At 40.7% G+C, this 16,424-nt stretch carries 11 protein-coding genes; 8 read left to right on the top strand and 3 right to left on the bottom strand.

Annotated features, from left to right (window positions below; all coding sequences use genetic code 11):
• Nucleotides 1-99 precede the first annotated feature (99 nt).
• Nucleotides 100-3,537 carry a hypothetical protein gene (locus tag SFU91_11265; protein ID MDX2129602.1) on the bottom strand — a complete coding sequence of 1,146 codons (3,438 nt, stop codon included), beginning with the start codon at nucleotides 3,535-3,537 and terminating at the stop codon, nucleotides 100-102.
• Nucleotides 3,538-3,792: 255 nt separating this feature from the next.
• Between SFU91_11265 and SFU91_11260 the strand changes: the two genes are divergently transcribed.
• Nucleotides 3,793-4,767 carry an acyl-ACP desaturase gene (locus SFU91_11260; protein MDX2129601.1) on the top strand — a complete coding sequence of 325 codons (975 nt, stop codon included), beginning with the start codon at nucleotides 3,793-3,795 and terminating at the stop codon, nucleotides 4,765-4,767.
• Nucleotides 4,768-5,056: 289 nt separating this feature from the next.
• Entirely contained in the window at nucleotides 5,057-5,956 is a 900-nt protein-coding gene (locus tag SFU91_11255) for an alpha/beta hydrolase (GenBank protein MDX2129600.1), read from the top strand.
• 59 nt (nucleotides 5,957-6,015) lie between these two features.
• Here the strand turns inward: SFU91_11255 and SFU91_11250 are convergent, their stop codons facing one another.
• Nucleotides 6,016-7,875 carry a VWA domain-containing protein gene (locus SFU91_11250; protein ID MDX2129599.1) on the bottom strand — a complete coding sequence of 620 codons (1,860 nt, stop codon included), beginning with the start codon at nucleotides 7,873-7,875 and terminating at the stop codon, nucleotides 6,016-6,018.
• 156 nt (nucleotides 7,876-8,031) lie between these two features.
• On the opposite strand from SFU91_11250, the gene SFU91_11245 reads away from it, so the two are divergent.
• Genes SFU91_11245 through SFU91_11230 form a run of 4 tightly spaced genes read left to right on the top strand, consistent with a single transcriptional unit; the run spans nucleotide 8,032 to nucleotide 14,402 of the window.
• Complete coding sequence (locus SFU91_11245; GenBank protein MDX2129598.1) at nucleotides 8,032-10,647, top strand: BamA/TamA family outer membrane protein; 2,616 nt, start codon at nucleotides 8,032-8,034, stop codon at nucleotides 10,645-10,647.
• Nucleotides 10,648-10,700: 53 nt separating this feature from the next.
• Nucleotides 10,701-12,731 carry a TonB-dependent receptor gene (locus SFU91_11240; GenBank protein ID MDX2129597.1) on the top strand — a complete coding sequence of 677 codons (2,031 nt, stop codon included), beginning with the start codon at nucleotides 10,701-10,703 and terminating at the stop codon, nucleotides 12,729-12,731.
• Between the two features lie 9 nt (nucleotides 12,732-12,740).
• Complete coding sequence (locus SFU91_11235; protein ID MDX2129596.1) at nucleotides 12,741-13,301, top strand: cob(I)yrinic acid a,c-diamide adenosyltransferase; 561 nt, start codon at nucleotides 12,741-12,743, stop codon at nucleotides 13,299-13,301.
• A 9-nt stretch (nucleotides 13,302-13,310) separates the two neighbouring features.
• A complete protein-coding gene (locus SFU91_11230) occupies nucleotides 13,311-14,402 on the top strand; it encodes a M48 family metallopeptidase (GenBank protein ID MDX2129595.1) in 1,092 nt (363 codons plus the stop codon).
• A gap of 39 nt (nucleotides 14,403-14,441) precedes the next feature.
• Here SFU91_11230 and SFU91_11225 read toward each other — a convergent pair whose 3' ends face one another.
• Nucleotides 14,442-15,656, bottom strand: coding sequence for an ATP-binding protein (locus SFU91_11225; GenBank protein ID MDX2129594.1), 1,215 nt, complete (start codon nucleotides 15,654-15,656; stop codon nucleotides 14,442-14,444).
• Between the two features lie 77 nt (nucleotides 15,657-15,733).
• Between SFU91_11225 and SFU91_11220 the strand changes: the two genes are divergently transcribed.
• Both SFU91_11220 and rpmG read left to right on the top strand, forming a co-directional pair.
• Nucleotides 15,734-16,135 (top strand): FKBP-type peptidyl-prolyl cis-trans isomerase, encoded by a 402-nt coding sequence (locus tag SFU91_11220; protein ID MDX2129593.1) that lies wholly within the window; start codon nucleotides 15,734-15,736, stop codon nucleotides 16,133-16,135.
• A gap of 82 nt (nucleotides 16,136-16,217) precedes the next feature.
• Nucleotides 16,218-16,400, top strand: coding sequence for a 50S ribosomal protein L33 (gene rpmG / locus SFU91_11215; GenBank protein ID MDX2129592.1), 183 nt, complete (start codon nucleotides 16,218-16,220; stop codon nucleotides 16,398-16,400).
• Nucleotides 16,401-16,424 lie beyond the last annotated feature (24 nt).

The raw sequence follows: 16,424 nt of genomic DNA, 5'->3' as shown, positions 1-16,424 counted from the left end.
GAATTGTGGTATCATTTAAAACTTGGCATTAAGCAGTAAATATAAGCCTTTTCACCGAAGTAGAACATGATTTAATTGAATCTTATCAAATGATTTCAATTAAGGATTTCTGAATATTCCTGTTCGCTCTGCGAGGAAATCGAAATCAAATAGTATTCCTAAATGAAACCGCCACTCGCCGCCATAGATAATCACCGTGCTGCCATCTTGAGTAAAGAAGCCTTGTCTGACGGGTTCGGTGAATCGGTCGATGCCATAAGTACCACTTATAAAGATGCGCGTTGGGAATAAGTAAAATGAGGGTGCTTCAAGTCTCAATTCAAATCCAATGTCTTTTTTCCAAGTATTTGGAGATGGTATCGTATTTCCATTCCAAGCATTCCCAATATCAAAAAAAGTAGAGAGATAAAGCCGATCGAAATAAAACTGGAAGAACTGCATATCAAGATGCTGCGCCAGCGGAATTCGGTATTCGGCATGCAGGAATGCAGCTTTATCACCTCCAATGGCATAAAACTCATAGCCCCTCATTCCTAAAAGGCCCGAGATGAAATTTTGAAAAAAGAAATCGGTAGGGGCTGTAAAATTTGCTGCTGAAAAAAGCCTTATGGTTAATGAATGATTGAATTCATTTGACCAAGTTGGTAATGGAAAGTGAAAATTCCAATCAGCGGTTACCCGAAAGAATTGATAATTTTGATAGACCGGTGTAAAAGTTCCGGTTGATTCATTGAAGGTAATATCTCGTTGAAGTTTACTGTCTTCATAATCCACACGAATTCTTGATAGAAACCCAATTGGATTTATGGTTGATGTGAGCGAGCGAATTCTCCAATCCAAGTTCCAAATAAACGACGCTGTTCTTCCTATAAAGTATGTTTCCGAACTTGCTGTAATCCGTTGCCCCAATGGCTCCCAAAAGAACGAACCGATTTTTGAATTATAAGGACTCAGTGCAAATGAGAGTCTAAAGTTACTTGCTTGAAAGAGCGCGTTTTGTATTGGAATTCTAAAACGGGTTGATAGTTCATATTGAGTTAATCCAAAAAACACATTTGCGTTTGCACTATCAAGCGGACTTGAGTCTGAGAGATAACCGCCAATTTTCGCTCCGTCTTGAATATTTCGGGTAAGATGAAAAATATCCAAATTGAACTTAGGCAACATCGACGCAGGTAGAAAGTTTTTATCACTGTATTCCAAAGAAAAGAATGCGTCTCGCTCCAATTCTAAAAGTCCGGCAATTCCCTCTGAACCGCCACTAACTGATGAACCGGGAGCAATAGTAATTAATCCACTCAAATTCAGATTTCCCAATGCTTCGGCTGAGTTAAATGCAATCCCGAACTTCGCGGCTCTCCAAGCATCGGCAGCCAATGTTCCTTTTGTTTTGGCATAAGCATCAAAACGAACCAAAGGCAAAATCATCGGTGGTGTAAAAATTTTTGAATACTCTTTTGATTCGAAAGAGGGTGGAATAGAATCGTTATACTGATTCAAGTCTCGAACTATAACATCGCTCAAACCCAAAGGGGATGCGCCTGAATCGGGAATAATTCGGATAGGATTGACGATGTATCTTGAATCAAAAAGCGATGGTGATCCGGCATCGGTTTTTTTCTGTTCTAAAAAAGCAAGTTTATAACCCTTTGATGTAAAATGTGAATATGCCACTTTTCCAGTTTCACCGTAAGACGGCATAAAAGCACCGCTTGTAACGTTTGTCAATTGTCGCGTGTTGCCGGTTGAAAATTCATATTCATACAGATTAAATATCCCTCCCCGATTCGATGAGAAAATCAAATTCAATCCATCCGTCGTGAGATTTGGATCACGTTCATCTAAGTTTTCATCCGTTGGATCGGTAGGTGTGAACGGTTTCACGAGTGGCATCATTGTTCCCGTTTCGCGATTCCACATCACTAATTGCCGCCTATTTCTTTTTCCAAGTGCGACAATGACATCACTGCCATTCGGTGCATAAATCGGCTGATAAAGCTGCTCGCCCGATTTCATTGAAGTTAAAAACTTCACACCACGGGGCGTAACAAGTGTATCGCTCGTTGGTAACTCGACTTCCACCAAATTCATTGTGCCATCACTTTGATGAATGCCGAGTAATCGCTTCCCATCCTTTGAGGGAAAAGGTGTTTCAACGCGAATTTGTTTTGAAAGTCGCTTTTCTTCTTTAGTTGCTAAGTCGAATTCAAAGAGATCGTTGAAGCGTTGAATTTCAAAGTCAGTCCCGACATACTTTGAGTAATACAATTTTCTTCCGTCGGGGCTTAATGTAATTCTTGAATCTACGCCAATAGCCAATTGAGATTCAGAATAATGATATCCGCAAAATCTGCAAGAAGCCGCATGTGTTTGCTTTTCATGACCCTCTGTGGACCCCCAAATATTGACCAATTGGTGAAGCGTTGTGGGTGATAAACTTGTTTCGCTTCTTACTTTTGAAAGCGTATCTATTGGAAGTGCATAGAGACCGTAACCCCCAAAGTCAGCGCCATTATTGGAGATATAAAACAGGGTATCGCGATTGTGTGAATAAACAGGGGAAAGAAATGTTCCATCCAATTCTAATTGTTTTCCTTTTACTTCTTTTTTCAAAATTTCAGAAACAGAAGCGCGGTAATTTCTTTCGGTGTACTCTTTCCACTCCCGATAAATCAGATCAGAGCTTTTCCCATACGTTTCCTCGAGCGCTCGATGAACATTCAGAGTGGCAACGGAGCTGAAATTTTTAAGTAGAACTTTTAACTTAGACTCGCCATATCGCTCTGCTAAAAAACGCGTGAACGCAAAACCAAAATTGTATCCGTATTCTCCTCCAAACCCTGATTTGACAATGAAATTCGAAATCTCATCGAGATTCCAAAAATTTCCTTCAAGCGTTGCAGTACGGAGAATCATATCCCGGTGGCTATCCCAAGTTTCATAAGAAAGTTCACTTCTTTGATATTGTGCAACGCCCTCTGCAAGCCAAAAAGGAACATTAAGCCCAGCAATTGGATAAGAAACGAGAATATTTGGAAAACCATACAGCACATCGGGGCGGCGTACGGTTTCGTAACCGAAAACTTGAAAGTAGAAAGCGGGAATTAATCGCCCATACTTAAATGCGACATTGAGTGTGACGATATGCGTGAATTCGTGAGTGATCACATTTCTTAACCAATCATGTTGACCCCTTAGATGAAACTCCAATGCCGGTGCCCATAATTCAATTTTATTTTCAAAAAAATATGCGCCCCCGTTTGAGTAATCATCGGTGTCTTTTATGATGATATCCACGCGTTGTGGCGCAAAACCATATAAAGAAGTAATCGGTCCATAAATTTCTTCCGCGATTTTCGCCGTGAGTTGTGCACTTCTTTCCGAACCCTCATGAAAGCTAACGGTGAAGTGCTTCGTGGTAATGGTTTTCCATTTTAGTTCAGGATGACTGTAAGACTCGGGTTGAGCGAAACTTGGTGCAGCAAAATTGAAGTAAACAATCAAAAAGGATAAAATCCCTAAAAGGGCTCTAATCATATCATTACTTGAAACGCTTGTAACCGCGGGTTATTAAACTAAGAAGCGCCAAAGATAAGAAAGCCGCTTCAACATTATATAAAATTGAAAATTTCCTTTTTCTTGTTATGAATCAAGACCTTATTATGCCCATCCTAATTCTTCAAATCACTCTTTTAAGGGAAAGGTGGCAAAGATTAAGGAAGTGTTAAAAAATTCATTGAAAAGTTCTTTATATTTGAGTTTACCTGAATAAATATCTTAAACTTTTGCAGTATGAGTAGATTAGAAGTAATGAAACATTTGGAGAAGACCGTTGAGGGCGTTCTTGGTGAGTATCTTCGTCCCATTGACAGCAACTGGCAACCCTCCGAGTTATTACCCGACTCTACCTCAGGCAACTTTTTTGAATCGATCAAAGATATTCAAGACAAAGCAAAGTCTTTTTCGAACGACTTCTTAGCCGTTTTAATTGGGGATACAATCACTGAAGAGGCTTTACCTACTTACGAATCTTGGCTTTACGCTGCAGAAGGTATTTCACCTCGTGAAAATGATTATGAAAGCCCTTGGCTTAAATGGACTCGCTCTTGGACAGCAGAAGAAAATCGCCACGGAGATGCTTTGAATAAATATTTAACCTATTGCGGCAGAATTAATATGCGTGAGGTTGAAACGACCACACAATACTTAATTGCAGATGGCTTTAATATTCAAACCGGGCAAGACCCATATCGCAATTTTGTCTATACCTCCTTTCAAGAAATGGCCACAAATATCTCGCATCGAAGAGTTGCTTCTTTAGCCAAACAAGAAGGTGATGAATTGCTTGCAAAGATTTGTGGAATGATTGCTTCAGACGAAAATCGACATGCAAGAGCTTATAGTTTTTTTGCCGATAAAATCTTTGAGGTTGACCCTAATGAAATGATGTTGGCATTTGCGGATATGATGCGAAAGAAGATTGTTATGCCTGCACACTTTATGCGCGAATTGGGCGGCGGTGCTGGCGAAACCTTCAAACATTTTAGCGACTCTGCGCAGCGCCTTGGGGTTTACACTTCAACCGATTACATTGATATCCTCAAATATCATTTAGAACGCTGGAAGATCGACGCAATTACCGGCTTGGATGCGGAAGCTGAAAAAGCACGAGACTTTGTGATGAATTTGCCACTGAGATTAGAAAAAATTTCAGAAAGAATTAAAGTGCCTACAGACGCTTACCACTTTCGTTGGATTTCAGCATAATCTTTTCCCCCATTTTTCCCGTTTGAAAGGTTAAATTGAATTATAATTTTATCTAGGTCGAGTTTTTTCAATTGCGATCAAAATAGTACTCTTTCGTTAAACCAAATTGAACAACACGATGGGTTTCCTCTTTTACATCACTGACTTTTGGTACTGGCGTTGGAAAGGTATTTTTGATTCAATGGAATCAAAAGCATTTGATTCAAAAGCACTCCGCTTGTACTATATCAATTTCTTTTTCTTGATTTTCAACGCTCTTTGGAAGCGCGTTTGAAATAAAAAAATTACGATGAGCTTCTTATCGCTAAACGGAACGGAGCTCTATTACTCCGATTCACTTTCCGATAAGGCCGGTTCGACCTCTCAGCCGACCATATTATTTGTTAACGGATGGGCGTTATCCTCTCAGTATTGGCAACCTTTATGTCAAGAGCTACCAAATTTTCTCAAGGCACCATTCCGCTTTATTACGCATGACCATAGTGGAACCGGTTCCACGCGACGAAAATCGGTACAGAACTCAGATAAAAAAATTCAAATTTCTGATTTCATCGATGAATCGTGCGATTTAATCGAATCATTACAATTGGGAGTATCCACGCCACTTCATATTGTAGGTCATTCAATGGGTTCGATAATTGCAGCGGGAATTCCTTATGCGCTTCAGCAACGAAGGTTAAAGTCTAAAACAGATTCCTTAACCATCATAGCTTGCGGCATTTTTAAGTATAGCCCAATCCAAATGAGCATTCTTAGTGCATTTATTAATACAAGCATTTCGCTCAAATGGCTCTTTAATCTTGAGTTCTTCCAAAAGTCTTTTATTCGCAAAGCGACCTCTCAACCAATTCCACAACAATATGAGCGGATTGTAGTAAATGATTTTATGAATACCGATAGCGATACAACTGTTGCTGTCGGAATGGCATCGCTTGACCCTAAAATTCTTGCTTTATATGAATCACATCTGATTCAATATGAGGCACCAATGCATTTATGTGTTGGTGATGAAGATAAAACGATTCCACCCGAAGGGATGACAACACTCTTTCAAGTACGTTCAACAAAAAGCTCCGCAAGAACTGCTTTTAGCCGATTTTCAAATCTTGGCCATTTACCAATGCTTGAGGATACAAAGGGCTTCGCAGCCGAACTCGCTAAATTCTACAATTCAATTTCAAATTATTAAGAAAAATGTCATCAACTGAAAAAGCCCGAATAACGGGCTTTTTTAGTTTCTTAATCCATTTATTCTTCTCCTCTTGATACCGATTGAACCCTAAAGCTGTGAGCCAAATTAACGAGTCGTAAAAACTCTTTTCGATACCCTTCGCGATCAACGCCTGTTGCATTTTTTGCAATTCGAACAATCGATTCTGAGCTCGTGGTTCCAAGGAATTCGGAGTCTCTTAATTGCATTCCAAACATTACAACTGCTGACGCAAACCGAAGATTTTCAGATGCCGCCTCAAACTCAACGGGTTTTCCGGTGACTGACCTAGCAATTAGTTGACTGACTTCCCCATTAGGTGCTTTGTAGCGAAATTTCACGGTTGCCCATTCCACACTGATATTCTCATTCTTCACAACCCCATTCGTTTGATACTTCAAAGGATCAACTTTCGGGGAAGTCCCTTCACGTTTTCCTGTTAGAGGAACAATCTCATAAAGTGCTGTTACGGTATGTCCTGCACCGATTTCCCCGGCATCTTTACGATCATCATTAAAATCTTCTTTATTCAAAAGGCGATTTTCATATCCGATTAATCGATAGGAGGCCACTTTTGCAGGATTAAACTCAATTTGAATCTTCACATCCTTCGCTATCGTGAATAGTGTACCACCAAATTCAGAAACAAGCATTTTTTTAGCCTCCGAGAGCCGATCGATGTAGCCATAATTTCCATTGCCTTTATTTGCCAAAAGTTCAAGTTTTGAATCTTTATAATTTCCCATTCCAAAACCGAGAACGGTTAGAAAGATGCCTTCCTTTCTTTTTGCCTCAATCATTTGAACAAGATCGCCATCGCTTGATACACCGACATTAAAATCACCATCGGTCGCTAGTATGACTCGATTATTCCCGTTAGGTTTGAAATTTCGTTTGGCAAGTTTATATGCCAATTGAATTCCTTCGCCTCCGGCTGTTGACCCGCCGGCTTGCAAGCGATCAAGGGATTCCGTGATTTTACGCTTCTGACTTCCTGAAGTTGGTTCAAGTACAACGCCGGCACTCCCGGCATAGACAACAATCGAGACCAAATCTTCCTCCCTCAGATTTTCAACCAGCATTTTTATTGATGATCTTACTAAAGGCAATTTGTTTTCATCTTCCATTGAGCCTGACACATCCAAGAGAAAAACCAAATTTGAAGGAGGTAAGGATTGTGTTGGAATTTTCTTCCCCTGCAAACCGATGTGAAGCAACTTGTGCTCTTTGTTCCAAGGACAGTCAGAGATCTCTGTTGAAATGCTAAACGGGTCATGTTCTTTTGGTTGAGGGTAATCATAAGAAAAGTAATTGACCATTTCCTCAATTCTCACGGCATCCTTCGGTGGTTTTGAACCCATCTCGATAAAGCGGCGAATGTTGCTGTATGAAGCGCGATCGACATCGATGCTAAAAGTAGAAAGCGGATCATTTATCGTCTCCTTAAATCCATTTTCTGCAATAGGTGAATAATTTTCAGTATTAAACTTTTGCCCTTGTTGCATTGCCATTTTTCGGGAATATCCTATTTGGCCTGAACCTTTTGCCCCCCCTAAGCCAATAGTGGTACTTAAGCCGCCCATTCCCATTGCGGGTTGACTTGATATGCCATCAACAGATGAAAAACCTAAATCTTCTTCACCTTCTGCAATGCCCATCGATTGTGTTTCTTGAACCTGACTTCCGGATGGAGGTGCCGGAGGAATTTCCGTCAGAATCGGGGGGGGAGGAACAGTTGCCGTACCTTCAATTTCTACAGCCTTTCTTGTTACGATCGGTTCTTCTTCTTTTGATTCACAGGAACTTAACCATAAGGCAGAAAGGCTGCCAAGAATTAAGGCAAGTGCAAAACTGGCGAATAAAGAATGGAAAACTTGTTTCCTTTTCGATGAACTCATTGGATTTCTCATTTTTTCTTTGGTTTAGATTGTTATTGAAAGACAATCCAATTTGCGGATAAAGGGATTTGAAGTTGTCGGGAAGGAGTAAAAGAAATGTCATAAATTTGTCTATACATATCAAATTCAATTGATGTGAATTGAATACAATTTCACGTGAAAAAAACAACCGCCTTTCGAACCGCAGTTCGTTTCATCTTTTTACTTTGCATTACGCATTTTCTAATTCCTGTTTTAGGCGTCACGAAGGCTCAGTCACGCGTTGACTCCTTGTATCTTGCGGCTTCGCCTGATTATTCCATTTCTGGGTTTGGAGAGTTTTTCTTAGGAAGCCATTGGCGTTTGGCTTGGGGAACCCCTTTGTGGGTAAAAGTTCTTCGCCTTGATACCCTTTCCGGAGGATTAAGACCACTTAAGCTTGGTGGTGGTTTACAAACCAAAACCCTTCATTTTATTGGAGCAAACGGTCTTCGATACAAATTTCGCTCGTTGAATAAAGATCCGAAAAAAGTCTTGTCAGAAGAGCTTCGACTCGGGCTTGCTGCCGATGTGGTACAGGATCAAATCAGCGCTTCATTTCCATATTCAATTTTTATTTCATCGTCGTTTCAAAAACAGCTGGGTATTCTTTCCTCTCCGCCGGAGCTATATGTGATGCCCGATGATTCTATCCTTGGAGAGTATCGCACAATGTTCGCTGGGCTTTTGGGAACATTGGAATTGAATCCAAAAGGTCTTGAAGGAGAAGGCGAGGATTTTGAAACAATTGAAAAAATCGAAGACACCATTGGTCTTTTGAAAAAGCTCGAAAAGGATTCTGAGGATCAGGTCGATGCTGCAGCACTTCTCAGGGTAAGGCTTCTTGATGTTTTTATGGGGGACTGGGATCGGCATGTGGGGCAATGGAAGTTTTCTCGAATTACAACGAGTACCGGGATTAAAACTTGGCAAGCGATTCCCCAAGATCGTGATCAAGCCTTTGCAAGATACGACGGCATTCTCCCTTGGGTTGGCACCCAGATTTTGCCTCAAATCAAAAGCTTTGGTTCTGATTTTCCTTCCGCAAATTTTGCCACTTGGTCGGGCAGATATATGGATCGGCGGTTATATGGCAGTTTATCTCGAGCGAAGTGGGATTCTGTAACGGCCTCCTTCCTTGAAACCCTTAAAGAAGATTCTATTCGAATTGCTGTTAAAATGTTACCCAATACAATCTACAAGCAATCAGGGGAATGGATTTTGACATCGCTATTAGAACGTCGAAAAAAATTAAAGTCTTTAAGCGACGATTATTACCTCTTGATGGCTGAAGAAGCGGAAGTGTACGGAAGCCAAAAAAAAGAACGCTTTGATATCTTTGTCGAAAGCGACGGCAGCATACGTGTTAAGGGGTATCGACTCAAAAAAAATGGCAGCATCGATTCTTCTATTATTTTCTACCGCCAGTTTTATCCAAAAGAAACGAGCGAAGTGCGAATTCATTTAGGAGAAGGTGATGATATCGTGAGCATCAACGGGTTTCAAACTCCAATTCGCATTCGAGTATTAACCGAAGGTGGAAAGGATTCCATACAATGCAATGCAAAAGTTGAAACCATTTGCCACGCAGGAAAAAATGATATTCTCACTGGGTCAGAAAAAAGATATTTGAACCGAAGCAATATTAAGGTTATTGATTTTCCGCTCGATAGTTTGAACTTTAAAAATCCTCCAAGAGATTTCGGTTCACAGTGGTGGTTCGATTTGGTGTTTCGATATGCTTCTGAATATGGAATCATCTTGGGATATAAGCCCAATCTCATCACCTATGGGTTTCAAAAAATCCCGTACCAATCCTCACTTTCAATCTCCGCTGCCTATTCACCATCAACAACGCGCGGCGTGCTTGATGTTACTTTTGACTCACCCTTTGCATTTGGTGAAAAGGGAAACCTCGGCTTTGAAAGCATTGCGCGTGCATCTCAGCTTGAAGTGATCCGCTTTTATGGCGTAGGAAATGAAACGGTTTTTTCTGATTCACTTGATGAATCACGGCATTACTTAGCTCGCCAAACTCATTATAGTTTATACAACGGATGTTATTTCAAACTTTTTGATCAACTTCGGTTAAAGATTGGGCTTGAAAGTAAATTTGTGTTCTCAGAACCGGACGAGGACGATGCAACAACCAAGCTTCTTTTCATTTCCAATACTTATGGCTCTCGCGATCTTTTTCTTCTTAAAGCGAACGCCACGATGATTTATGATAGCCGAAATCAAACGCTCAACCCAACAAATGGGATTTTATTTGAGAGTTCCTTTTCATCGATTCCAAACATTTTTGGAGCAAGGACTTGGGTTTCAAAGTTTCGTACGGATTTGAGAATTTATTTTTCGATGTTTAATAGCGGAGATGTTTTTGCAATGCGGGCAACTCATGAAAAGGTGATTGGCGATGCGCCGTTTTTTGAACTCGCTTCCGTAGGGGGAAAGCGAAGCATTCGAGGGTTCGACCAGCAACGCTTTTTGGGAAATGAATCTCTAGTATTTGCAGCAGAGTGGCGGCAAAAGCTTTTTCGATTTGCTTTTATTGTTCCTACCGATTTTGGGCTAATTTCTTTTGCTGAAACCGGGCGTGTTTATCTTGAGAATGAAACCTCGTCTTTATGGCATCCCGGTTTTGGCGGTGGTTTCTGGCTTGCTTTTGTTGACGCTAACTCTGTTCTAAGTTTTACACTTGGCGGTTCAAGAGAGTTTGTAGGATTCTACTCCGCAATTGGTTTTACCTTTTAAGCAAAAAGTTTTCACACTTACCTCTAAAAATTTGACAACCAATAAAAGTGATTTTGAAAAATACAGTTCCTCTTTTCCTTCTTGTCTTGATGTTAAACATCCCCCTTGATGCTCAAGTGGGTGAGCCTAAGAAACCGGTTGATACACTTAAAGCTTTTGAATCAAAGGAAAAGTTAGTTGAAGAAACAAGGCTTTCTCAAGAAATTTCATCACTGCTTCCATTTCAAGAACTTTCCGCGAAAGACTTTATGCGCTTTTCACCTCAATCCGTTTCAGACGCGGTTCGTTTTTTTCGTGGGGCTTTTCTCCGAGACTATGGGGGAATCGGTGGATTCAAAACCCTATCGCTGCGTGGACTTTCCTCAAATCACACAATGGTTCTTTACGATGGAATTCCATTCACGGATAACCAAACGGGTCAAATTGATTTGGGAAGACTTTCGATTCAATCGATTTCAAAAATTTCCCTTTCACAAGCGGGAAATGAATCTCTTAATTCCCCTGCTATAGCCCTTCCGGTAAGCAGTGTGCTCAATTTAGAATCTTCTCCTTTACCAAAGAAAACGCTATTTTCAACCGGCAAAATTCAACTGCTTGTTGGTGCTTTCGGAGAAAAAAGACTCGGAGGAGAAATCAGAAAGTCTTTGAATGACATTGGGCAAATAAATTTCTCCTCAGAGTATATTTCGGCCAGTGGCCGCTACACTTACCTTTCTGAAAATCAAACCCTCTTTGAACGGCAGAATTCCGATCTTCAATCACTACGAATAGAAGCAAAACTTTTTAAGAATCGCCTTCTTTCCGAGGGCAAAAGCGATTATGCTCTTACTGCATTTACATTCCTTTCAGACCGAGGCCTTCCAAATGCCGCCATTATTGGAAATGAAGAAAATTCGGCTCAAAGGTTAAAAAACATCGATTCATTTCTTCAATTCAACTATTCACATGATGTATTTACAGACGCACTACTAAAACTCTCCGGGAAAGCAGAGTTTCATCAAACGCTTTTTCGTGATCCGAATGCATTGGTCACAGGGGGTGTCGATGATCGGTACAACCTTATTGGATTGTATGGGGGCGGTTCGCTCTCCAAAACCCTTTTCTCTATGAACGGTATTTCAGCGGTGGAAGCTTCGTTAAGTGCCGATTGGTTAGAAAATTTTCTTTCTACCACGCTTCCGGAATTTGATCAAATCAATCGCTCACAAGCTACGCTCGGAATAATCGTGCAGAGCCGATTCGATCGCCTTGACTTCATCACAAGTTTATCATTTCAAAGTTTAAGTGACCGTCGAACGGAAACTGAAATCACAGCTTCTCATACAAGTCTTTTTCAAGCGTTTGCCTATTCTCTATCGCTTGGATATACGATTCCAACCACCACATTAAAAATCAGCGCGACTTACAGTCGAAACTTAAGGTTACCCAGTATCAACGAACGCTATTTCACGAGAGTCGGCAATCCCAATCTTCGCCCTGAGATTGCTGGCCAATTAAATCTTGGGATTCGCTATGCCTTGGCTTATCAACCGGCAAAGCTTGACTTTGAAACTTATATTGACGGGTATCTTATTAATTCCGATGATAAAATCATATCTATTCCTCGAGATGCGTTTAATTGGTCGGTACAAAATGTCGGGCAATCACTTTCTACTGGCATCGAAACCGGCATCCGTTTACGCGTGTTTCCACTTGAACTTTTTGAATCGGAAATCGAGATCAATTACTCGTATCAATCGGTCAAAGACAAAACCGAGAATTCCCCTACTTTTAATTCTCAACTACCCTATATTCCTTTTCATTCATTTAATTTGCGTTTGTTTCTCAAGTATCAAAATTTTTCATTGCATTCATCAGTGTCCCAAAGCGGTTATCGATTTTCACTTCCTGAAAATTCACAATCAAATTTTCTTCCATCCTATTCTCTTTTTGATATCACACTCTCGTATGAATTTGTGACCGAGTTTCTAAAACACAAGCTTATTACTGACATTCGAAACGTTTTCTCAGAGAATTATGTCATCATTCGCTCATTCCCAATGCCTCCTCGAAATGCAAGAATCATTTATGAACTATCGTTTTAATACAGTCATATGAGTTTTATTCATCTTTATTACGGCTTTGGAAAAGGAAAAACCACTTCGGTGATGGGCCTTGCCATACGCGCACTTGGCGCCGGAAAAAAAGTGGCAATTATCCAATTCGACAAAGGGTTTGACGGCGAAAATGAACACTACTCCGAGCGTTTCATTCTTCGAAAATTAAAGACAGACGGATATCCAATTGAGCTTTATCCAACAGGCTGCGAACGCATGATGCCTGATGGTACTTTTCGATTTAAGAATCAAGATGAAGATTTTCGTGAAGCAAAACGAGGGCTTGCCGAAGCGAAGCGCCTGCTAAGCGAATCCACAATCGATCTTTTGATTATGGATGAAGGTCTTGCAGCCGTGGCTTATCATTTGATTAAAGAAGAGGAATTGATGGAAATCATCTCCCTTTATGAAGCGAAAGGGCGTCCCTGCGAATTGGTGATCTCTGGCCATAAGGTTTGGCCGGAAATTGAAGAAAAAGCTGACCTCATTACCGAAATGCGAAAAGTCAAGCACTACTTCGATAAAGGAGTTCCAGCACGGCTTGGCATCGAATTTTAAGAGAAGGATATGATTCGAGAAGGGATTTGGGAATCGTCGCTTTATTTTCAAGTCAGTGAAAGCAGCCCTGTTGAGCGTGTCTCGGCAAGGCTTAGCCGCTCAGGACTTTGGGTTAAATCCAACACATTCGAGCGAGAGTTTTTTATCGGCGAATTTAGAATTCGCGAAACCCACCCTAATGGCGACATTCTCTTTGATTTTCCAATCCTAAAGCGAGAGTATGGAACGCTCCCGATTGCTCGCTGTAACGACAGTGAACTTCTCAATCTCCTTAACACTTACGGCTATACCCGAAAAGGCGATTACATCGATTTAGGGTTCAAACCTGCTATTGCAATAGGTATCAGTATCATTCTTTTTATTGTACTATTTTTTACGCTTGGAATTGATTGGATTTCTCTCGGCGTAGCGGAATTGATTCCGCAAGAAGCAGAAGAAGCCTTGGGCAAAGCAGCATATGAGCAGGTTTCAAGTGAATTTGAGATTGATACCTCCTTCGCAACAAAAACGCTAATGTCAAAATGCGAAGCCTTTGTGGGTTCACTTTCTCCGGATAGCTCAAGGCATTTTAAGATTGTTATCGCTGAAAAGAATATAAAAAACGCGTTTGCACTTCCGGGTGGCACAATTGTTGTTTATCGCGGAATTCTTAAAGAGATGGAACGGGAGCCTGAATTATTAGGACTTCTTGCGCATGAAGCCGGCCACATTTATAAAAAACATAGCCTAAAAAAAGTCGCTCGTGCTTCACTTTTTTTAATTCTATACGCGTTGATTTTCGGCGATGTCACAGGCCTCTCTGCAATCTTAATCCAACAAGCAGGCGGTTTGCTTGATCTTAGCTACAGCAGGGCTGACGAAACCGAGGCGGATGAATTTGCGGTTACGACCTTGAAATCAATCGGTTACGATATCTCCGGCTTAGCAACCCTTTTCAAAAAAATTAAGAATACTGAAAATGCCCTTGATTGGGGGTCATTCCTCTCGACACACCCTTCACCCGAAGCACGAATCGCTTACTTTGAAAAAGAAGCCTCGCTTCAGAATGTTTCAGGTAAACGCGTGTTGACAGAAGAAGAATGGCAATTGTTGGTGAAATAAATTGCTTCAAGCCAACTCTTCATAGAAATTTCCGCCCCTTTACTCAAGCATCTTTGTGGCGATCAGCGACTTTTTTTCCAAAATCAATCTTATTGCTTTTTCAAAATCTTCTTGATTCACACGTTGCATGCCTAAAGCTCGCATTGAGGCTTGCGATGCAGCCATTAAGATTGCCGTTTTTATATCAGCACCTGATGCATTTTCGGAGTGATAAGCCAACGCGTCGAAGTTTAGCGTTCCATCAATTGGCAATTGCGGCGGTAAATGAGTTTTCCAAATGGTTGAGCGCATTTCTGCGGTTGGGAGTTTGAATTCAATATGGGCAAGCATTCGTCTTAAAAAAGCTGAATCATAATTTTGAATTAAATTGGATGCAAAGATCACGATACCGTCATACTCATCAAGTTCAATGAGGGTTGTGCTTCGCGTCAGGTTTACACCGTGGTCGGCTGATTGAGTAATCGAGGTTAATCGCTTTCCAAGAATTGAATCGGCTTCATCAAAGAAAAGAACCGAGTTGCTTAAAGCGGCCTTTTCAAATGCAGCCTTAATGTTTTTAGGTGTTTCTCCAACATATTTAGACTCCAACTCCGCGTAACTGATGGTTAGTAATTTTTTCCCAAGCTTCTCTGCGATTGCTTCAGCAGCAAGTGTTTTTCCGGTGCCCGGGGGTCCAAAAAAGTTTAAGGCAACTTTTCTTCCTGCCCGATCAATCGACCTTAAATTCCAAGTCTCGTAAATCAAGGTTTGCTTTTCTAAAAGTGCAAGTGCTGAAATCAACTCCTCCTTGGTTTCATCAGGTAAAATCAGCCTCTCGAAACCATATCTCGGTTCTATCGGCGAAAAGTTATCAACTCTTGAAAGAATATCGGGGTCGAGTTCCTTTCCACCGGTCTCACCGCCCTTATTGCGTCTGGCTTTAAGTGTTGAATCCCTTTCAAGGGAATATTTTATCGGATTAAAATTGAGTGTAATGGACGGAGAATTCAGATGACTTTTCTCATTTTGCCCTAAACGAGATTTTTCAAGGAGTTTGAAGAGATTTTTTAAGAAGGCTTCACTTTCTTCCGTCTGTAATTCTCTTGAATAATCTTTACCGTTACTTAGGCAAGCCGGGCAATACAGAATTGGCAATCCTTCCACACGAACATTCCAATCCTTATATTCTTTGACGCCCTGATAGGAAAGTTCAAGTGGAATTTTGTGAAATGGACACGATTCTGTTTTTTTGCCCTTTGAAAAGAATGGATTCACACTGATTACCGTTTACTTACACACTTATACAAAAATACATCGAAATCGGAATTTTTTTTTCTGTAAAGAATCATCCTATGAATGTAAATAAAAACAAGTTTTATTTTTTAATCATTGCTTGCCTGCTCTTCATTTCTTCTTGTGGTACAAACCCAGAAGATGATTTGATTATTGAAGATTTGGTTGTAGGTACAGGCGCCGAAGCGCAAGATGGAAATTCGCTTACTGTCCATTACAACGGTAAGCTATTGAACGGACAGGTTTTTGATAACTCAAGAGATTCCGGAAGACCATTTCAATTTACTTTAGGCGCAAGAAGCGTGATTCGTGGATGGGATCTGGGACTTCGGGGCTTACGGGTTGGCGGAACTCGGCGACTTACCATTCCCCCGGAACTGGGGTATGGTTCTTCTCCGGTAGGTTTAATCCCGGCGAACAGCACTTTAATTTTTGAAGTAGAGTTGATTTCTCTTCGATAACAATCAAAATTCTTTTTTTCTCACAAGAGAACTTGTATATTTGCGCTCAATTTTAATAAACCAAAACTTTTTTACCGAAGAAATGGCTGTCAAGAAGGGCAATAGACTCGTGATTACGCTGGAATGTACAGAAGCTAAAAAGGAAGGCAAAACACCTTCACGCTATACCACCCAAAAAAATAAGCGCAACAACACGGAGCGTTTGGAGTTGATGAAATATAATCCTTATCTCCGCCGCCGTACACTTCATAAAGAAGTTAAGTAACGGCAATCAAGAATTTTTTCTAAA

The organism is Chloroherpetonaceae bacterium, assembly GCA_033763895.1.
Lineage (GTDB): Bacteria > Bacteroidota > Chlorobiia > Chlorobiales > Thermochlorobacteraceae > JANRJQ01.
The sequence above is the reverse complement of the archived record's forward strand: the minus strand, read 5'-3'. Positions and strand labels throughout refer to the sequence as shown.